This is a genomic window from Rhodococcus sp. W8901 (assembly GCF_013348805.1).
Lineage (GTDB): Bacteria > Actinomycetota > Actinomycetes > Mycobacteriales > Mycobacteriaceae > Prescottella.
This window is the reverse complement of sequence record NZ_CP054690.1, coordinates 2,045,350-2,064,643: the sequence shown is the minus strand read 5'-3', so window position 1 is coordinate 2,064,643 and position 19,294 is coordinate 2,045,350. Positions and strand designations below refer to the sequence as shown.

General features: G+C 67.8%; 19 protein-coding genes. 9 read left to right on the top strand and 10 right to left on the bottom strand.

Annotated elements, in window-relative coordinates; all coding sequences use genetic code 11:
- Positions 1 to 155: 155 nt before the first annotated feature.
- Positions 156 to 521, top strand: a complete 366-nt coding sequence (locus HUN07_RS09805) for a DUF488 domain-containing protein (RefSeq protein ID WP_174909417.1) — start codon at positions 156 to 158, stop codon at positions 519 to 521.
- Here the strand turns inward: HUN07_RS09805 and HUN07_RS09800 are convergent.
- A complete protein-coding gene (locus tag HUN07_RS09800) occupies positions 497 to 2,044 on the bottom strand; it encodes an AMP-binding protein (RefSeq protein WP_174909415.1) in 1,548 nt (515 codons plus the stop codon). The genes HUN07_RS09805 and HUN07_RS09800 overlap by 25 nt on opposite strands.
- A gap of 217 nt (positions 2,045 to 2,261) precedes the next feature.
- Between HUN07_RS09800 and HUN07_RS09795 the strand changes: the two genes are divergently transcribed.
- The 3 genes from HUN07_RS09795 to HUN07_RS09785 are packed head-to-tail and all read left to right on the top strand — an operon-like array spanning position 2,262 to position 4,453.
- Positions 2,262 to 2,972 carry a mycothiol-dependent nitroreductase Rv2466c family protein gene (locus HUN07_RS09795; RefSeq protein ID WP_174914596.1) on the top strand — a complete coding sequence of 237 codons (711 nt, stop codon included), beginning with the start codon at positions 2,262 to 2,264 and terminating at the stop codon, positions 2,970 to 2,972.
- Positions 2,969 to 3,790 carry a maleylpyruvate isomerase family mycothiol-dependent enzyme gene (locus HUN07_RS09790; protein WP_174909413.1) on the top strand — a complete coding sequence of 274 codons (822 nt, stop codon included), beginning with the start codon at positions 2,969 to 2,971 and terminating at the stop codon, positions 3,788 to 3,790. The genes HUN07_RS09795 and HUN07_RS09790 overlap by 4 nt, the downstream gene beginning before the upstream one ends.
- 6 nt (positions 3,791 to 3,796) lie before the next feature.
- Positions 3,797 to 4,453, top strand: a complete 657-nt coding sequence (locus HUN07_RS09785; RefSeq protein ID WP_174909411.1) for a Type 1 glutamine amidotransferase-like domain-containing protein — start codon at positions 3,797 to 3,799, stop codon at positions 4,451 to 4,453.
- Here the strand turns inward: HUN07_RS09785 and HUN07_RS09780 are convergent.
- From HUN07_RS09780 to HUN07_RS26920, 3 genes are all read right to left on the bottom strand, one after another.
- Positions 4,411 to 4,779 carry a hypothetical protein gene (locus HUN07_RS09780; protein WP_254622881.1) on the bottom strand — a complete coding sequence of 123 codons (369 nt, stop codon included), beginning with the start codon at positions 4,777 to 4,779 and terminating at the stop codon, positions 4,411 to 4,413. The two genes, HUN07_RS09785 and HUN07_RS09780, sit on opposite strands and share 43 nt — an antisense overlap.
- Positions 4,780 to 5,113: 334 nt before the next feature.
- The gene (gene fmdA, locus HUN07_RS09775) at positions 5,114 to 6,367 is read right to left on the bottom strand and encodes a formamidase (protein WP_114722316.1); all 1,254 of its coding nucleotides are present in this window, start codon (positions 6,365 to 6,367) and stop codon (positions 5,114 to 5,116) included.
- A gap of 32 nt (positions 6,368 to 6,399) precedes the next feature.
- Complete coding sequence (locus HUN07_RS26920; protein WP_254622880.1) at positions 6,400 to 6,711, bottom strand: FmdB family zinc ribbon protein; 312 nt, start codon at positions 6,709 to 6,711, stop codon at positions 6,400 to 6,402.
- A 163-nt stretch (positions 6,712 to 6,874) separates the two neighbouring features.
- Here HUN07_RS26920 and HUN07_RS09765 point away from each other — a divergent pair, with 163 nt between their 5' ends.
- From HUN07_RS09765 to HUN07_RS09745, 5 genes are all read left to right on the top strand, one after another.
- The gene (locus HUN07_RS09765) at positions 6,875 to 8,347 is read left to right on the top strand and encodes a wax ester/triacylglycerol synthase domain-containing protein (protein ID WP_174909409.1); all 1,473 of its coding nucleotides are present in this window, start codon (positions 6,875 to 6,877) and stop codon (positions 8,345 to 8,347) included.
- Positions 8,344 to 10,659, top strand: a complete 2,316-nt coding sequence (locus HUN07_RS09760) for a glycerol-3-phosphate 1-O-acyltransferase (protein ID WP_174909407.1) — start codon at positions 8,344 to 8,346, stop codon at positions 10,657 to 10,659. The genes HUN07_RS09765 and HUN07_RS09760 overlap by 4 nt, the downstream gene beginning before the upstream one ends.
- Positions 10,656 to 12,095, top strand: coding sequence for an HAD-IB family hydrolase (locus tag HUN07_RS09755; RefSeq protein WP_174909405.1), 1,440 nt, complete (start codon positions 10,656 to 10,658; stop codon positions 12,093 to 12,095). The genes HUN07_RS09760 and HUN07_RS09755 overlap by 4 nt, the downstream gene beginning before the upstream one ends.
- A 74-nt stretch (positions 12,096 to 12,169) precedes the next feature.
- Complete coding sequence (locus HUN07_RS09750; RefSeq protein WP_174909404.1) at positions 12,170 to 13,432, top strand: IS701 family transposase; 1,263 nt, start codon at positions 12,170 to 12,172, stop codon at positions 13,430 to 13,432.
- Between the two features lie 149 nt (positions 13,433 to 13,581).
- On the top strand, positions 13,582 to 14,169 hold the full coding sequence (locus HUN07_RS09745; protein WP_174909402.1) for a hypothetical protein: 588 nt from the start codon (positions 13,582 to 13,584) through the stop codon (positions 14,167 to 14,169).
- A gap of 95 nt (positions 14,170 to 14,264) precedes the next feature.
- Here HUN07_RS09745 and HUN07_RS09740 read toward each other — a convergent pair whose 3' ends face one another.
- The 6 genes from HUN07_RS09740 to HUN07_RS09715 all read right to left on the bottom strand — a co-directional run bounded on the left by HUN07_RS09740 (position 14,265) and on the right by HUN07_RS09715 (position 19,284).
- The gene (locus HUN07_RS09740; protein WP_174909400.1) at positions 14,265 to 14,405 is read right to left on the bottom strand and encodes a hypothetical protein; all 141 of its coding nucleotides are present in this window, start codon (positions 14,403 to 14,405) and stop codon (positions 14,265 to 14,267) included.
- A 480-nt stretch (positions 14,406 to 14,885) separates the two neighbouring features.
- Entirely contained in the window at positions 14,886 to 15,398 is a 513-nt protein-coding gene (locus tag HUN07_RS09735) for an LpqN/LpqT family lipoprotein (RefSeq protein WP_254622968.1), read from the bottom strand.
- Between the two features lie 31 nt (positions 15,399 to 15,429).
- A complete protein-coding gene (locus HUN07_RS09730) occupies positions 15,430 to 16,272 on the bottom strand; it encodes a hypothetical protein (protein ID WP_174909396.1) in 843 nt (280 codons plus the stop codon).
- A gap of 156 nt (positions 16,273 to 16,428) precedes the next feature.
- Positions 16,429 to 17,403: a WXG100 family type VII secretion target gene (locus HUN07_RS09725; RefSeq protein WP_174909395.1), complete on the bottom strand. Its 975-nt coding sequence runs from the start codon at positions 17,401 to 17,403 to the stop codon at positions 16,429 to 16,431.
- Positions 17,400 to 17,699 carry a hypothetical protein gene (locus tag HUN07_RS09720; protein WP_114722258.1) on the bottom strand — a complete coding sequence of 100 codons (300 nt, stop codon included), beginning with the start codon at positions 17,697 to 17,699 and terminating at the stop codon, positions 17,400 to 17,402. Before HUN07_RS09720 ends, HUN07_RS09725 begins: the two co-directional genes overlap by 4 nt.
- Before the next feature lie 121 nt (positions 17,700 to 17,820).
- Positions 17,821 to 19,284 carry a PPE domain-containing protein gene (locus tag HUN07_RS09715; RefSeq protein WP_174909393.1) on the bottom strand — a complete coding sequence of 488 codons (1,464 nt, stop codon included), beginning with the start codon at positions 19,282 to 19,284 and terminating at the stop codon, positions 17,821 to 17,823.
- Between the last annotated feature and the right edge of the window lie 10 nt (positions 19,285 to 19,294).

Below are 19,294 nucleotides of genomic sequence, written 5' to 3'. Positions count from 1 at the left end.
CCGTGAGCAAGGGAACACACGCAAGTCGTCAGTGTTGTCTGAATCGAGTCCGAACAGAGGTATACCACTGTAAGGAACATATTTTGTGATACAGCTCACTAATTCACATGGACGTAACTTGGTGCCGAAATAGGCCCAAGACACGGAGGTGAGAGATGCCCGTCAAGACGGTGGAGATCGAACGCGTGTACGACCATCCGGGTGCCGAAGCGGGCTTCCGTGTCTTCGTCGACCGGCTCTGGCCGCGGGGGCTGCGCAAGGATTCCTTCTATTACGACGACTGGGCCAAGGAGCTGGCCCCGTCCACCGAGCTGCGCCGGTGGTACAGCCACGACGTCGCCGAGTTCGGCGAGTTTCGGTCCCGTTATCTCGCCGAGCTCGAGTCGCCCGACGGCCGCAGCGCCGTGGAGCGCGTCCTCGAGCTCGCGCACGATCGTCCACTCGTCCTCCTGACCGCCACCAAGGACGTCGAGCACAGCCACGCCGCGGTCCTGCGTCAGTTCCTCAGGGACGTCACGTAGCGGGCCCGGAGTTGATGCTTGACGAGCTTGCCGGTCGGCGTGCGCGGTAGGTCGTCCGCGAAGTCGACCGAGCGCGGAGCCTTGTAGTGGGCGACGCGGTCGCGGACGTAGTCGAGCAACTCGCGCGCGAGGTCGGCGCTCTTCGTCACACCGTCCGCCAGCTGGACAACGGCCTTGACCTGCTCCCCCATCTCCTCGTCGGGCACCCCGATCACCGCGACGTCGTACACCTTGGGGTGCAGGGTCAGCACGTTCTCGGACTCCTGCGGATAGATGTTGACGCCACCGGAGATGATCGTGAAGGCGGCCCGGTCGGTGAGATAGAGGAATCGCTCGTCGTCGAGGTAGCCGATGTCGCCGCTCGTCGTCCAGGTCGGATGGTCCGGGTGCTGCGCCGACGCCGTCTTGGCCGGATCGTTGTGGTACTCGAACGGCAGCTCGTCGCGCTCCCAGTAGACGGTGCCGATCTCCCCCACCGGCAGCTCGCGCCCGTCCTCGTCGCAGATGTGCACGATCCCGAGCACGCCGTCCCGGCCGACCGAGCCCGGGTGCGCGAGCGCCTGCGCACTGTCGATGAAGGTGACCCCGGAGCCCTCGGTGGACGCGTAGTACTCCTGGATCACCGGCCCCCACCACTCGATCATCGCCCGCTTGACGTCCGGCGGGCACGGCGCCGCGGCATGGACGGCGACCTGCAGACTGGAGACGTCGTAGCTGTCCCGAACTTCCTTGGGCAGCTTCAGCATTCGAACGAACATGGTCGGCACCCACTGACTGTGCGTGACCTTGTACGTCTGGATCAGGTCCAGCGCCTCGGCGGGCTCGAACCGGTCCATCACGATCACGGTGCCGCCGACGGAGTTGATGGTTCCGCAGAAACGCAGCGGCGCTGCGTGATACAGCGGTGCGGGGCACAGATAGACGGTGTCGGAATCGAATCCGTACATGGGCGCGAACACCGCGGTGTACGGGTCCGTCGTCTCGTGGACCTCACCGATGGGCAGTTTGGGCTTGATGCCCTTGGGGCGGCCGGTGGTGCCCGACGAGTACAGCATGTCCTGGCCGCGCGGCTGCGATTCGAGCGGTTCGACGGTCTGCGCCGCGAGCACCTGCTCGTAGTCGTCGTAGCCGGCGAGCGCGCCACCGAAGACGAGACGGCGGCGGACCCGGGGAAGATCGGCCGGGTCGTCCGGGAGCGCCGCGGCCGCGTCGGCGGACACGACCAGAACCGATGCCCCGCAGTCGTCGACCACGTACGCGGTCTCGGCCGCGGTGAGGTGCCAGTTGACCGCCGTGATGTAGAGACCGGATCGCAGCGCGGCCCAGTACACCTCGAGCATCCGCAGGTCGTTGCCCGCGACCATCGCGAGGTGGTCGCCCGGCCGCATCCCCACCTTCCGCAGGTACCGGGCCAGGCGCAGGGACCGTTCGTCGAGCTGCCGATACGTGAGCTGCTCACCGGTGGCGGGCCGGATGATCGCGGGCTTGTCAGGGGTGGTCGCTACGAAGTTTCCCGGGAACACGGCAGCTCCTCGTGTGAACGATCTTCTCGCGCTTCGGTCTGGCCCGATCGTCCACCACCGCGCGCCGTTCCGTGGCGGGTTTCGCCCGAATCGCCGGATCCCGACCGGGTGCGCTGTTTCGGTGTGTCATGGCGTCGCACCGGAGGCCGATCGGTCATAGAGTGACAGAGTGACCACCGACACATCCGATGCTGCCGCGCCCGCCGGCGACGAGGCGATCACGTCGGTGGACTTCCACTTCGACCCGATGTGCCCGTTCGCGTTCCACGCCTCGCGCTGGATCCGGCACGTGCGGGCCGAGACCGGCATCGACGTCGACTGGCGCTTCTTCAGTCTCGAGGAGATCAACCGCCGCGACGATCAGCAGCAGCAGCAGTTGCATCCATGGGAGCGGGACTGGGCCTACGGGTGGTCGCTCATGCGGATCGGTGCGCTGCTGCGGCGCGAGAGCATGGATCTGCTGGACCGCTGGTACGCCGCGACCGGCCACCTGCTGCACATCGACGGCGGAAAACCGCACGACCCGGATGTCGCACGGGATCTGCTCGTCAGACTCGGACTCGACCCCGGCCTGCTCGACGCCGCGCTGGCCGACCCGACCACGCACGACGACGTCCGGGCCGACCACGACCGGGTGGTCGCGGCGGGCGGGTTCGGCGTCCCGACGCTGTTCGTGCTGGGCACCCCGCTGTTCGGGCCCGTCCTGGTCGATCCGCCCGAGGGCGAGGCCGCCGTGCGACTGTGGAACATGGTGACCGAGATGCTCGAGTTCCCCCGCGTCTACGAGCTTCAGCGCGTGAAGGGGCCGGCGGACGCGGCGGCCATCGGTGAGGCACTGGCCCCGTACCTGCGGGGCCGGGACTGGCAGAGCGTCAATCGTGGTGAGGTCGTGGACCTTTCCGGACTGGAAACGGAGCGAGATACATGAGCGAGTTCCCGCAGGGCATGTTGGTCGATGCACTGTCCGAGCAGTGGGCAGTGCTCGACGACGTGCTGTCCACGGTCGAGGGCGATGCCTGGACCACGCCGACGGCCCTGCCGGGTTGGACGGTACGCGACATCGTCTCGCACATCATCGGGACCGAATCGCTGCTGTCGGGCCTGAAGCCCCCGGAGACGGCGATCGACGTGCACACACTCCTCCACGTGCGCAACGAGATCGGCGCGCTCAACGAACGCTGGGTGGAGGGCCTGCGAGCCCATACCGGGGCGCAGACTCTCGCGATGTTCCGGGAAGTCACCTCCAGCCGGCGCGAGATGCTCGCCGACATGACGCAGGGCGACTTCGATGCTCCCGCCGTGACGCCGGCGGGCCCGGCGACGTACGGCCGGTTCATGCGTATCCGATTGTTCGACTGCTGGATTCACGAGCACGACATCCGCGATGCGCTGGGCGCCCCCGCGGGCGACGAGGGCGGCACCCGCGGCGAGCTGGCGTTCGCGGAGATCGCGGGCGCGCTGGGGTTCATCGTCGGCAAGCTGGGCGGTGCCCCCGAGGGCGCCCGGGTCACGTTCGAGCTGTCCGGCCCGCTGGCCCGCACCATCCACGTCGAAGTCGACGGCCGGGCCACGGTGGTCCCGCAGCTGTCCGCACCGGCGACGTCGACGATCGCGATGAGTTCACCGCTGTTCACCCGGCTCACCACGGGCCGCACCACCGCCGCCGAGCACACGTCGGAGTTCGAACTCGGCGGCGACGCCGAGGTGGGCCGACGGATCGTCGACCACCTCGCCTTCACCATCTGAGCGCGCGTGCGACTGTTCCTGGCGTCGTACCGCTTCGGTGTGCACGTGGACCGGTTCGTCGAACTGGTCGGCGGCCCCGGCCCGATCGCGGTGATCGCCAATGCCGCGGACGCGTGGCCGGCGCGGGCCCGGGACTCGGCCGTGGTGAGCGACGTCGTGCCGCTGCGCCGTCTCGGGTTCTCACCGTCGGAGGTGGATCTACGCCACTACGTCGACCGGCCGGCCGCTCTCGCGGAGACGCTCTCGGGATTCCGGTCGGTGTGGGTGCGCGGCGGCAACACGTTCGTCCTGCGTGCACAGCTGGCACGAAGTGGTGCCGACGACGTGCTGCGGGATCTCCTCCGCCGGGACGCCCTCGCCTACGCGGGCTACAGCGCCGGCGCGTGCGTCACGGCACCGTCCCTCGTCGGGGTGGACAGCGGGGACGATCCGGGCGAGGTGGCGCCGACCTGCGGGGTGCCGCCGCGCTGGGACGGGCTGGGCCTGATCGACTTCTCGATCGTGCCGCACTGCGTGGGTTCGGACACTCCCCCGGACGCACCGAACCCCGGCGACGACGCGGCTCGCATGATCGAGGCCTGTCGCGGTGCCGGGGTTCGGTATCGGGCGTTGACCGACGATCAGGCGATCGTCGTGGATGCGGAGGCCACCGCGTTGCTGTAGCCGCCGACGGCGGCCGGTTCGCGGCGCTCCTCGCGCGGGGCCAGCCGGTCCAGTGCGGACCAGGTGATCTCGCAGCGCTTGACGGTCATCTCGTCGGCCTCGGAGAGCAGGGCGGTGAGCAGGGCCTTCGGGTTGCGGTCCCACGACGCGTCGATGCGGCCCACCTGCGCGTTGGTGAACAGCCCGGAGCCGGCCACGGCCGAGACCCAGTCGTTCACGTCACCGCGGTGGATGCGCTCGAGGGCGTCGTAGTCGACTCCGCCGTCGAGGAACTCGTACGAGAACATTGCGGCGACGTAGTCCTCGATGCAGTTCGAAGCGCTCACAATTCTGCGCCCCTTTCTCCCCGACGGCCTAGCCCTCACCACCGGAAATAACAGATCCGGAAACAAGGAGATGTCCATGGTCATATCGCGTAACGCTTTGATTGCGCGGTGCGATGAGAACGACGCTAACGCGACGAAAGACGTCGGCGTTACTGTTTGATCATAACGATTGAATAACGTCTCCGAATTTCGCGCTCGAGGCTACAGCCAGGGAAAATACGCGTTAAGTTCGAACGAACGGCCCCGTTTTTCTTGTACAGGAGTTCACTTCGCCGTCGCGCCGGAACCGGCCCGCATCAGGTACGACGCGAGCCGGTTCCCCCGCCGGCGGGGCCTAGCGTGCGGAGTGCGGCGCGCCCATTCCCGGATCGATCCGCACGGGACCGTCCGCGGACGGCGCGACCGGGAAGTCGAAGATCGCGGTCGGCAGGTACACCGTGGCGCACGAGTTCGGGATGTCGACGACGCCGGACAGGCGGCCCTCGATCGGCGCGGCGCCCAGCAGCAGGTACGCCTGCTCCGGGCTGTAACCGAACTTGGTGAGGTAGTCGATCGCGTGCAGGCACGCCCGCTGGTAGGCGAGGTGCGAGTCGAGGTACCGCTGCTCGCCGTCGAGCGTCACCGACGTGCCCGAGAACGCCAGCCACTCCGAATACTGCGGATCGGTGTTGCCGGGCATGAAGATCGCGTTCTCCGACACGCCGTACGTCTCCATGCCGCCCTTGATCAGGTCGACGCGCAGATCGATGAACCCGCCCATCTCGATCGCACCGCAGAAGGTGATCTCGCCGTCGCCCTGCGAGAAGTGCAGGTCCCCCACCGACAGCTTGCCGCCGTCGACGAACACCGGATAGAACACGCGACTGCCCTTGGTGAGGTTCTTGATGTCCTGGTTGCCGCCGTTCTCGCGGGGCGGGGCGGTGCGGGCGGCCTCGCCGGCGACGCGGTCGAAGTCGGCGCCGGTGAGGGTGCCCAGCACCGCGTCGCGGGGTTCCGGCGGCAGCGCGAGCGGCGGCACCCGGTCCGGATCGGTCGCGATCAGCGCGGCCTCACGGGTGTTCCACCTGCCGAGCAACTCGTGCGACGGCGCGGTGCCCATCAGGCCCGGATGCACGATGCCGGTGAACTTGACGTGCGGCACGTGCCGGGACGTCGCGGTCTGCCCGGAGAAGTCCCACACCGCCTTGTAGGCGTCGGGGAACTGCTCGGTCAGGAAGCCGCCGCCGTTGTCGCGCGGGAAGATGCCGGTGTACCCCCAGCCCTGGCCGGCGAGCGGGCCCGAGTCCTCCTGCGGGATCGGCCCGATGTCGAGGATGTCGACGATCAGCAGGTCACCGGGCTTGGCGCCCTCCACCGCGAACGGCCCCGACAGCGTGTGCACCGTGGTCAGCGGGGCATTGAGGATGTCGTCGGCCGAGTCGTCGTTGCGGATCGCGCCGTCGAACCATTCCCGGCAGTGCACGCGGAACGAATCGCCCGGCTTCACCGTGACGGCGGCGGGGATGTCGGGGTGCCACCGGTTGTGGCCGATCTTCTCCTGCTCGGTGAACTTCTTGCGCGAATCCAACGGGAACAGCAACTCGGGCATACGGATCTCCTTCACGACGCGAGGGGAAAGACTCAGGGGCGGGGCAACTTTCGGTGCAGCGGATTGGTGGTGACGTTCTGCACCGCCGTGCGGGCTCCGGGGCGCGGGCCCGAGACCACCGCGGGCTCGCTCGCGGACCGGGCGGTCGCGTCGAGCAGACGCATCTGCGTCGACGAGCCGTGGCCGAGCCGCGGGCCGGTGATCTGACGGCGCGCGTCGGACGCGCAGGCGGGGCAGGCGGAGCTGTCGGGGACGGTGGCCATCGAGTAGGTGCGGTCGAACGGACCGCACTGCGCGCACCGGAACTGATAGAGGGGAATGACCGCGTCCTTTCGCCGGGGCAAGGATCGAAGTCCCTCAGACGTTAACCGAGGCGGCACCCGATCGCGCGGCAGACGACTTGTCCGCCGTGTCCGGAAAGGCGAAGCCCGAATCTCGTGACGCGTCCGCTCCCGCGGGGCCACACTTGAGGCGACACCCCCGATCGTGGATTCGAGGAGCGTGCGTATGGCCGACGGGCAACCGTTCATCCCACCGAGTGCGGTGGATGTGGACCTCTCCGCGGTCGGATGGGCGCAGAACCGGACCATGTCGGACTTCGAGACCGGCATGTGGCGGATGGAGGAGGTGCGCCCCGAACTGCGCACCCCCATCGTCGCCGTCGACGTCCTCGACCGGGCACCGGACTGGGATCGGTTGGTGCGGGCGCACGAATGGGCGTCGCACATCGTTCCCCGCATCCGGATGCGCGCGGTGGAACCGGCGTTCGGCCTCGGCAATCCGGTGTGGTCGGTGGACCCCGAGTTCGACCTCGACTACCACCTGCGCCGGGTGCGGTTGCCGGAGCCGGCCGACCTCGACCACGCGCTGCGGATCTGCCGGCACCTCGCCACCGAACCGTTCGACAAGGCCCGCCCGCCGTGGATGGCGATGCTCATCGAGGGCCTGGGTGACGGCCGCGCCGTCTACGTCGTCAAGACGCATCACAGCATCACCGACGGCATGGGCGGCATCCAGATGATGGCGCTGCTGCACAGCCGCCGACCCGAACCGACGCCCGACAAGCCGGACCGCGCGCCCGCGCCGCCCGAGCACCTGTCGGATCTGTCCGCGCTGGGGCTCGAGGTGCTCACCGAGGTGCGCCGCGCCCCGAGCCGGATCGCCGACCTGGTCTCCGGCTCGGCGCGGGCCGCGATCACCGCCGTGACCCGGCCGTTCGACGCGGCGGGAGAGGTCCTCGACTACGCGAACTCCCTGCGCCGCGTCATCCAGCCGCCCCCGGCGACGGGCTCTCCCCTGCTGCGCAACCGCGGTCTCGGGCGCTGGTTCGGGGTGCTCGAGGTGGAGTTGCCGGTCCTCAAGGGCGCGGGCCACGCGGCCGGTGGTTCGGTCAACGACGCCTACATCGCGGCGCTGCTCGGCGGCTTCCGCCGGTACCACGAGGAGCTCGGCGAGTCCGTCGGCAAGATCCCGATGGGCATGCCGATCAACATGCGGGCCGCGTCGGATCCGTCCGGCGGCAACCGGATCGCCGCGGTGCGGTTCGCGGGGCCGGCCACCGAACCGGATCCGGCGTTGCGGATCCGCAAGGTCCGCGCGATCGTGCTGGCGCTGCGGGAGGAACCGGCCCTCGACATTGTCGAGGCGGCGTCGCCGCTGCTGGTGCGGCTGCCGACCCGGCTGCTCGCCGAGTGGTACCTGTCGCAGTCCAAGGGGCTGGATCTGCAGGCGTCCAATGTCGCGGGGGTGCCCGTGCCGGTGTATCTGGCGGGGGCGCGGATCGAGCGGATGTTCCCCTTCGGCCCGGCACCGGGCTGCGCCGTGATGGCGACGATGGTCTCCCACGTCGGGACCTGCTGCATCGGCGTCAACCTCGACACCGCCGCGGTGACCGAACCGGCGCTGTTCATGCAGTGCCTGCAGGAGGGTTTGGACGAGGTGGTGGCGCTGGCCGGCGCCGCGAAGGGAGCCGAGGGATGACCGAACACGGCGCACAGTCCACACACCCGACGATCTATCTCACCGAGCCGATGACGGAGACCGAGGAACGCGCACTGCGGACCTGGCTGGGGCACCAGGAGTCCGAAACCGGATCGCCGACGGTCACGTTCGCGAACACCGATCAGGCACTGTCGGCCCTGACGCGCCGGGACGACGACCCGATGGTGACACCGGTACGCGTCGTATGGCTGCCCGATATCACCAACGGCCATCGTGCGCAACGGCTTCGGGATGTACTGTCCGCGAGGGACCCGCTCCATCTCGGAGCGAACGCGCAGCGCCGGGTGCTCCGCACCGATCCGGCGCGCTGCCGGGTCATCGAGGGGGACGCCGCGTCGCTGAGCGAGCTACGGGACCGGCTGGCCGAACGCGGCGGCGGATCGCTGCCCAACTTCATCCGTCGTCAGGCCGCGCTCGCGCTGGAACGGGCCGAACGCAGCCTGCTCGGCACGCAGTACAAGGTGTCCCGGTTCGTGGTCGAGGAGATCACCGACACCAGCCGGTTCACCGCGGGGATCAAGAACCTGGCCGCCCGGCTCAATCTGACCGTGGTGGACGTCGACCGCCAGGCCCGCGCCGACCTCGACGAGATGGTGGCGGCGCAGAGCCGGCGGGCGATCGCGCTGTGGGATCAGCTGGGCCGCTACTTCTCCCGCGCGTATCGCCTGGACGTGGACACCACCCGGTTCGAGGAACTGCGCGAGCTCAACCGGGAGCATTCGCTGGTGTTCCTGCCCAGCCACCGCTCGTACCTGGATCCGCTGGTGCTGCGGCCGGCGCTGCTCGCCAACGACTTGCCGCTCAACCACGTCATGGGTGGACTCAACGTCAGCTTCTGGCCGATCGGTCCGATCAGCAAGCGGTCGGGCACGGTGTTCATCCGCCGCAAGTTCGACGGCGACGAGATCTACAAGTGGACGCTGCGCGAGTACATGCGGTTCCTGCTGAACAAGCGGTTCAACCTCGAGTGGTACATCGAGGGCGGGCGGTCCCGCACCGGGAAGCTGCGCCCACCCCGATACGGGCTGCTCACCTACCTCGCGAAGGCGTTCCAGTCGAGCGACGCGTCGGACGTCTACCTGGTCCCCGTCTCGCTGGTGTACGACCAGCTGTACGAGGTCAGCGCGATGGCCGCGGAGGCCCACGGCGCGGAGAAGCGCAAGGAGAGCATCCGCTGGCTGGTCGGCTACGTCCGGGCGCAGGGGCAGCGCCGCGGCGTCGCGCACGTGACGGTGGGACGGCCCCTGTCGCTGCGGGATTCGCTGGCGCAGGAGGACGATCTGCGGCTGGCGATCCAGAAGACCGGCATCGAGGTGAGCCACCGCATCAACGAGGTCACCCCGATCACGGCGTCGTCGCTGGTGATGCTCGCGTTCCTCGGCATCGAGGACCGGGCGCTGACGGTGCCCGAGCTGGGCTTCATCCTCGGCCCGATGGTCGACTACATGACCGCCCGCAAGCTCCCCACCGCCGGCGACGTCGATCTCACCAACCCGCAGGTGATCCGGAAGGCGCTGTTCACCCACCTGGACTCGGGAGTGCTCAAGCGGTTCGACGAGGGCAACGAGCGGGTGTACTACCTGGGCCGGGACCAGGGGCTGGTGGCGGCGTTCTACCGCAACAACACCATTCACTTCCTGCTGGTGCGGGCGATCGCCGAGATGGTGCTGGTCGCGGCCGTGGACGAGAAGTTCGCGGACCCGCTCGCCGACGGCTGGGCGGAGGCCAAGGCCATCCGGGATCTGCTCAAGTTCGAGTTCTTCTTCAGCGACAAGGAGACCTTCCAGGAGGAGCTGCGCGCGGAGCTGAGCCTGATCGACCCGGCGTGGGAGAGCGATCTGAGTAAGACGGAGCACGTGGAGCACATCCTCTCCGAGGTCCGCCCCTATCTGGCGCACCGGGTGCTGCAGCCGTTCCTCGAGGCCTACGAGGTGGTGGCCGATCATCTGCTGGATGCGCCGGTGTCCGAGGACTTCGACGAGAAGACCTTCGTCGCCGGGTGTCTCGCACTGGCCCAGCAGCGGCGGTTGCGCCAGCAGCTCGCGAGCAGCGAGTCCATCTCGTCGGAGCTGTTCGCGACCGCGCTGCAACTGGCGCGCAACCGGAAGCTGATCGAGGTGGCCGATCCCGAGGTGCCCGAGCGCCGGCTGGCGTTCGCCGAGGAGGTGCGGACGCTGGTGCGCCGGGTCCGGGAGATCCGCGCACTCGCGCACGTGAAGCTCGATCAGGTGAAGGGCGCCGACTCGGCCGCCCAGATCGTGGGCGATCCCGGGGCGGAGTTGGACCGATGAACCGGCTGGGAGATCTCTACGCCGCCATCGCGGCCGCACCCGAGGGCCCGTCGACGCTGGCGGCCTTCGACCTGGACGGCACCCTCATCACCGGCTACTCGGCCACCGTGGTGTATCGGGATCGGCTGCGCCGCTTCGACATCAGCATCGCCGAGCTGCTCCGCACCACCGGCGCGGCGTTCGACACGCAGTTCCGCGGCGCCGACGTGGGCCGGCTGATGGAGATCGCGGTGACCGGGCTCGCCGGTCGGCGCGAGGACGAGCTGCGGGAGTGGAGTCAGCGGCTGTTCCGGCAGCAGATCGCCGCGATGATCTTCCCCGATGTGCGACGGCTGCTGGACGCGCACCGGCGGGCGGGGCACCGGATCGTGATGGCGACGTCGGCGACGACGTATCAGGCGCAGTACGTGGCCGAGGATCTCGGGATCGACGACGTGCTGTGCAGTCGGCCCGAGGTGGTCGACGGGATGCTGACCGGCGCGCTCACCGGTCCCGCCCTGTGGGGTCCGGCGAAGGCGAAGGCGTTGCGGGACTTCGCGAACGAGGTCGGGGCGCCGCTGTCGGAAGCGTTCGCGTACTCCAACGGCGTCGAGGACGTCCCGATGCTCGATTCGGTGGGGCGGCCGGTGGCGCTGAACCCGGACCGGAAGCTGGCCGGGCTCGCGCGGACCGAGGGCTGGCTGTCGGTGAATCTGCCCAAGCCGGAGCGGGGTGCGACGCCGATCGCGACGCTGCGCACGGCGACCGCACTGGGCGCGCTGGGCGCGGCCACCATGATCGGTATCGGAGCCGGGGTGTTGACGGGAAACCGTCGCACCGCCGCCAATGTCGTGGGCACGGTGGGGCCGGATCTGGCGCTTACGATCTGCGGGATCGACGTGAAGGTCACCGGCGAGGACAACGCGTGGAAGGACCGTCCGGCGGTGTTCATGTTCAATCACCAGAGTTCGCTCGACCTGCTGCTGGTGGGCAAGGTGGTCCAGCGGGACGCGACGGGCGTGGCGAAGAAGGAGGCGGCGCACGATCTGCGGTTCGCGGCGATCGGCACGCTACTGGATGTCGCGTACGTGGATCGGGCGGACAGCAAACAGGCCCGCGCGGCACTCGGGCCGGCGGTGGACAAACTGAAGGACGGCACGTCGATCGCGATCGCCCCGGAGGGCACCCGCTCCCCCACGCCGAGACTGGGCCGATTCAAGAAGGGCGGCTTCCACATGGCGATGCAGGCGCAGGTCCCGATCGTGCCGATCGTCATCCACAATGCCGGGGACCTGATGTGGCGGAACTCGTTCGTCGCTCACCCGGGCACGGTCTACGTCGACGTCCTCGACCCCATCGAGACCAAGGACTGGAACGTCGACGACCTCGACCAGCACATCGCCGAGGTGCGGGGCCGGTTCGACGAGGTACTCCGGGCGGGGCCGGTGAAGGCCTAGTAGGACTTTGTTAGGTCTGTCACGATCGGGGGTGGGCCCTCGAGATTCTGCGTGATTCTCGAGACCATGGCGAGGTGGATGACGCAGCCCTTTCCGAGGTCGATGAACGTCTCGATTTCTTTGTGAGTGAGGTGTTCTCGTCGTTGGCCCGCAAGGACAGGGTGGCGACGGCGGGGTTGTATGCGCGGGGATTGATGCTGAACGGTGAGCGCAAGTCGATGCAGCCGATGGCGGCCCGGCTCGGTGTGGATCATCAACGGTTGCAGCAGTTCGTGACCAGTTCGCCGTGGAAGGTCGAGCCGGTGCGGAAGACTCTTTCACGCAAGGCGTGCGAGCTCATCGCACCGGACGCGTGGGTGGTCGACGACACCGGGTTCGGCAAGGACGGCGATGCCTCCCCGTGCGTGGCCAGGCAGTACTCGGGCACCCTGGGCAAGGTTGGCAACTGTCAGGTCGCGGTCAGTGTGCATGCCGCGTCCGATGCCGCGTCGTGCCCGTTGAACTGGCGGCTGTTCGTGCCGCAGAGTTGGGACGACACCTGCGCCGGCGACCCCGACGCCGCGGCCGTGGTCGCTGCTCGTCGAGCGAAATCGGCGATACCCGAGGGGGAACGGCATCGACCGAAATGGGAGATGGCGGTGGAGATGATCGACGAACTCCTCGCCTGGGGCCGACCACGACCCGATGTTGTGGTCGCGGACGCCGGCTACGGCGAGGGCGCACAGTTTCGCGCCGCACTCTCCGACCGCGGCATCCCCTACATGGTGGCAGTCAAAGCGGCGACCGGCGTCTACCCGGCCGACGCCCAGCCCGAGACCCCGCCCCGGATCGGCCCCGGGCGTCCCGCCGCCGCCCGTTACCGGGTGCCGAAGTCCAGCTGCAAGGACCTGGTGCTCGCCGCCGCGCCGGATGCGGCGCAGGAAGTGTCGTGGCGGCGCGGCACCAAGACCGCACCCGGCAATCCTGACGCCATGATGAGTTCACGATTCGTTGCGCTGCGGGCCCGCCCCGCGGGCCATCGAGTGCCTCGCGCCGACGACGGATCGGTCGAGCAAGTGTGGCTACTGGCGGAATGGCCCACCGGTGCAACAGAACCCACCGACTTCTGGCTGTCCACCCTGCCCGCCGACACCCCGATCGACGAACTGGTCCGCCTCGCGAAACTCCGCTGGCGTATCGAGCACGACTACCGCGAACTGAAAGTCGCACTCGGACTCGAGCACTTCGAGGGCCGCTCCTGGATCGGTTGGCACCACCACGTCACCCTCGTCACCGCAGCCCACCTGTTCCTGACCACCCTGCGACTGACCGACCCAAAAGCCGCTGGGCAGGACTGACCCTCTACGGCATCGTCCGCAAACTTCAACGCGTACTTGCCCATTGGATCGGCACCTGCCCGCTGTGTCACCACACCTTCCCAACCTAACAAAGTCCTACTAGGGTGTCTCTCCTATTTCGGGACCTTCGGGTCGGTACAGTGCCCCATATGATCCGAAACGCCCGGTTTGTTCCTGTGGTACTGCTTCTTGCTGTGGCGGTCAGCGCCTGCGGTTCCGACGACGCCGATCCGGCCGCCCCGGAGGTCGTGCCCGACGAGGTCTCGGTCGCCGACGAGGGTGCGGCGAGCGCCGCGGGCGCGGAGGTGTTGGCGCGGTTCACGAGCTGCGACGACGTCTCGCCTGCGGTGGCGCAGTACATTGCGGGGCTGCAGGAGAGCCCGTCCAATGCGGTCGACGAGTATGGCGCGATCTGCAACTGGGAGACCCCGGACGGCGCCACGTCGCTGAGCGAGATCCGTGGCGTCGAGGTTCTCATCGAGCCGGGGACCGGAGAGGTTCCGACGGTGCAGGACCTCGAGGCCGGCCAGCTCGTCGTCCTCCCGGACGCCGAGCTCGCGAAGGCCGGTGGCGTCGCCTACACCCTTCCGGTGACGACGGCGGTCGCCGGGGTGATCGTCACAACGGTCACAACACCCGACGTCAAGGTGACGATCACCGGCGGGCAGTGGGACGACATGCCGTCGCTGGACGGTCCGGCCGCCGTGTCGGCCGCCAAGCAACTGATCGGCACCTAAAGAGCGCCCCTGGATGAAGGCGGCCGGGTGGACGACGACTGCTCGTCGTGTCGCCGATCCGGCCGCCTCCATTCAGAAGATATGCACTGGCCGCCTCAGCTCCCGATCACGGGCGGGGCGGCCAGTGGAAGCTTGCCGATCAGTTCGCTGCCGTTGTCGACGTTCACCAGGTAGCCGGGCGTCTTGTGCTCGGATTCGTCGTCACCGCGGCCGCGCGCCCCGGCGCCGGGCATCATGCCGGCGCCCGTCGCGCCCGGTCGGGCCCCCGCCGCGCCCGAGCCCGATGCCGTGGCCGCGGTCGCGGTCGTTCCGCCTGCGGAACCGGATCCCGATCCGGAACCGATTCCGCCGCTGAGGATTCCACCAGATCCGTAGCCGAGTCGGGTGCTGTCACCGCCGCAGGCGCAGTCCAGGCGAAGGCGGGGCCTGGTTACGGCGTCCGATTGGGGTTCGGCGCGAACTGGTCGTTCGCGGCGGGCTGGACACCGGCTCCTGCGGGACCGCCCCGCGGTGTTTTCATGTTCAATCACCAAAGTTCGCTCGACCTGCTGTTGGCGGGCAAGGTGGTCCAGCGGGACGCGACGGGGTCGCGAAGAAGTAGACGGTGCACGATAAGGGAGCGTCTACATCGACGTCCTCGACAGGCACATCGGCGACGTGCAGGCGCGGTTCGACGAGGTGCTCCGGGCGTGGCTAGTAGAGGCGCGAGAAGTCCTTCAGCGGGTCGAGAATTCGAGTCCAAGATTGATCACCGCGATATCAGTCTGCAGTTCGTCATGCTGCGACGCCAAGGTGGTGACGGTTAGTTGAGTGAGGTACTGTCCGGAACGGTCCTCCAGTACCACGTACCGCGTGGTTGCCTCCAGAACCCGCTGGTCGACGGCATACACGCCGTACACGAATGCCGACCGGTGTCCGCGAAAGTCGGCCGTGCTCGTCTCTCGCTCGGACCATCCAGGTAGGCGCCGTGCGTCCTCGAACGCGCCGGCCATCAACCAGTCGGGGTCGATGCGATCGGTCAATCGGCCATGCAGCAGAACTGCGTTCGGCGTGAATCCGTCCGCGGCATGAGAAGTGTTGATCAGAACTTTCCCGGACGAGAGGCTCCCCGCCGGGGCTTCGACCCATTCGGGTAAACAGGGCACGTCCGCGGTCGCACCACTAGTTTGCGTCAGATCTGCGGGCACGCATCTGACATTGAGCGTCTCGAGACGCTCGGCCACCGTCATCGTCACTACGGGCATCCCGCGCGCACTTCCCTCAACTCTCAGATCCGTCAACGTTCTTCTCCTTCCTTCCCGACTTCAACCGAGTGCGCAATGCCGGAGGACGCAGCAGTTCACGAGCCCCGGGACGACCCACATCCGACCGGAGATCAGGCTGTTCGTGAAGACGGCGAAGCAACTCCAGAAACGTGTGTGGTTCGGCAACATACGTCCTGGCCATGAGAGCCAACGCCCGCTCGGTGTCGAACTTCGTACGTTCTTTCAGGTTGATCGGGTCGAATGTCCCGAGTTTGATCACCGGATGGTGTACGTCAACCGCCCCGCTGTGGACGATCTCCTCATCTGCGCAGACGATCTCGATCTCTTCCCAGCTTCTATACGTATCCAGCGTTGTCGATTTGAACATGGACAGGCGGCGCGTCAGGCGCCGGATACCCGATGGATAGATCCGAACCTCACCACGGGGACTCAGGAGACCGACGCACAGTCCCGACACCAGCGCGACGAGGCCGACAATTCCGAGTAGCGTCGCGCTGCTATTCGCCTCACGGCCGCTCGGTAGCAGAGAAGACGACAAACCAGAGTAGTACCCGAGCGACGCCACCAGTGCATAGACGGCGCCACCGCAGAGTGACACGGAGAGGACGAGTGGCGAGGCCATTCGATTGGGTACCCGAATCCCACGGCCGCGTGAGTCGTCGCATTCGACGATTCGACGGGCCAGCTTCGGGGAGTCCAGGCCCGCTGCGCTGAGCCCAGTCCAGCCCAACCCTCCGAGGAACAGCGTGCCGCACGCGGCACCTGCTGCGACCAACCATGATTCTGCAATGAGTGCCTGCACTGCCATGCCGACGCCGATCGCCGCCAAAGTCCACATGAAGACGACGCATGCAAGCCAAGGCCACCTCCGCTTCCGTCCCCACGCGGTCAGGGCGATCCCCTCCGAGGACTCGAAGGATCTACCCGATGCTGTCGAACTCACTGCGCCATCCCCATTCGTCGCGTCTCGCCATCCAGCTTGTGCCTTGCGGTGTCAGTCCCAGATGGACTGCAAAAACTTGGATCCTAGGTACCCGCCTACGGCGCCGGCGGCGACGCCGACTACCAACCCGACCGCTGTGCCGGCCCCGGGGACGAATGATCCCAGCGCCATTCCTGCGAGCGCGGCACTGCCCACTCCTGCGAGCACTCCTCCGCTTTCAGTCACCACGGCCTTAGTCGGATCCATGCCCCCATTGATGTCGTTGGCGATCGCCGGCACCACGCCGATCGCGGCGCCGAACGGGCCGAACCCTTTCCCGATGATGCGGGCGACATCGTCGCCCGAGGACCTGGCCGCGCTGACCAGGCCCTCCGTCGTGGCGTCCGCGACCAGACCGATCGACGCTGCTGCCGTTGTTGCAGGTACATCCGGTTTCCACGAGAACCCCCCGTTCTCGGACCTGACAACGGCACCCGATTCGGCGGCGGCTCCGGTGACTTCCAGATGCTCGATTGCGGCCCGCAGCCTTCGCTGCATCTCGTCGGCAACCGATGCTGCGTCCCGCAGCGCCGCCAGAACGGACAGGGTGAGTTCTGCTGCGTCCCTCTCAATCTGAATCCGTGCGTAGTCTCTGGTCTCGGGCGGCGCGAGCGGGAGCCAACCGAGCAGCCCGCTGGGGTCGACGGTTCCGCTGTCGTCGACGGCGTATCCCTGGGTTCGCGCATCCGTCACCACAGACAGCACGTGCTCGCGGGCTGATTCCGTCGCGGATGCGCTGTTCCGGAGCTCGTACGCGATGGAAGCGATCGCATCCGATATCGCGACGGCGAGCGATCTCTCCCGCGTGATCCTCGCAGTCGCCGCGTCCGCCGCTGATCCGCGCCACGTTTCGGACAGATTCGATTGCGCCGCGACGACGTCATCCAACTGCTCGGCCAATGCCGTCGCGATCGAATCGATCGCATCGGCAGCGGATCCAAGAGCGTGCGGTTTCCACGAAGTGACCTGTGAAACGGTGAGAATCACGGATGTACATCCATCGCATTCAGCATCTCACTGAAATCCGCTTCGGAGACTTCGTAGTTGTTTGCAGTCCCGGTGGAGATTTGCGAGATGACTCCCAGCCTGACGCACACATTTCTGAGTGCCGCAGCGACTGCATCGCACCCTCGGACCGAAACGGTCGAAATTTCAGTGCCCGGCAAGGCCTCCTGGCAGTCTACAAACGGTGAACTCACGTCCAGCCCTGCCAACGACTCGGAAGTTCCGGCCACTGCGGAACTGAACTGCCGCAACATCTCCGGATCCACGATCAGCGACATGCGCCCCCCAAAAAGGTCGATCTGCGCTCCCCTCCGGGGAGCGTAACAATGCTGACATTCTTCGTCCCCCACACCGCAGTCCGTCAGGTAGCGAGCTGTGGATGCGCCGACAGCTCACTCGTCAGCGATCCGTCGCCCCGATGACCGGAGGAGCAGCGAGCGGGAGACTACCGATCAGTTCGCTGCCGTTGTCGACGTTCACCAGGTAGCCGGGGGTCTTGTGCTCGGATTCGTCGTCACCGCGGCCGCGCGCCCCGGCGCCGGGCATCATGCCGGCACCTGCCGCGCCCGGGCGTGCCCCCGCCGCGCCCGAGCCCGATGTCGTGGCCGCGGTCGCACCCGTTCCGCCTGCGGCACCGGATCCCGATCCGGAACCGATTCCGCCACTGACGATTCCACCGGATCCGTAGCCGCCGAGAGAACCTGCACCCGATCCGCCTCCTCCCCCGGATCCCAGTCCGCCGGCGCCGGCGGAGTAGCCGCCGATTCCCGATCCCGACGTTCCGAGACCGGACTGGCCGAGTCGGGTGCCGTCACCGCCCGACGCCGCCGCGGGCGCAGTCCAGGCGGAGGCGGGCGTGGTTACGGCGTCGGTCTGGTTGGGGTTGGGCGCGAACCGGTCGCTCGCGCCGGGCTCAGCGCCGGCTGCCGCGGGGTCGAACGCACCGACTCCTCCGGGAGCTGACCCGGCGCCCGGGGTTCCGCCGGGCAGCGGGGCACCCGGCATCGGTGTCGGGTTGTGCGGTGATCCCGAGTTCGGTCCTGCGTGCGGCGCATACGGGTTCGATCCGCCGCTGCCGGGTGCGCCGCCACCGGGTTGGGTTCCGTCGAGGTCGGTGGGGCCGTCGCCGATTCGGGGTGGTTCGGGGAGCCTCGGGACGTTGGTGTCGGCCTGCTGCATCACGGGTGTGTAGACGGTGCGCATGATCTCGATCGCCTGCTGGTGCGCCTCGTCCTGCTCGTGGAGGACTCGTTTGAGGATCCCGACGCTGGGCAGCACCCGGTTCAACGCGGATTCGAGGATGCCGCGCTCGGCGACCGGCGGCAAGGTGGCCTTCACCTGGTCGACACCGGTAGCCGCTTCCGTGATCTTGGTGCCGATGAGGGTTCCGGCCTCTGCCAGCTTCCCCGACTCCGTGACGTATCTATTCGTCGCGGCGACGGCGGAGTCTTTCGCGATTCCTTCCCACTTGCCTTCGGTCTCGTGGGTGATGAAGTCGCGGAAGTCATTGAGTGCCTGCGTTAGTGACTCGCCGATCTTCGTCCAGCCTTCGGCACTGGCGCGGAGCGAGCCGCCGTTCATCGCGTCGACGGCGGCCTTGATGTCCTCGTGCGACATAGTCTCGAACGCTTCGGGCGATCCGAGCGCGGGGGCATCGAACTCTCCACCGAACCGGCCGTACAGCCCGGCCTGCTGCAGGTAAATCTCGTCACGCTCGGCATTGCCGGCCGCCTGCTCGTCGCGGACGCGGTCGCGTTCGTTCAGGTCGTAACCCGTCACGAGATCGACCAGAGCATTGCCCGGATCGCGGACGAGCCCGTACGCCTCCTTGCCCAGGTTGCCTATGAAGTCGGTGAATCCCATCTGCTTCCCC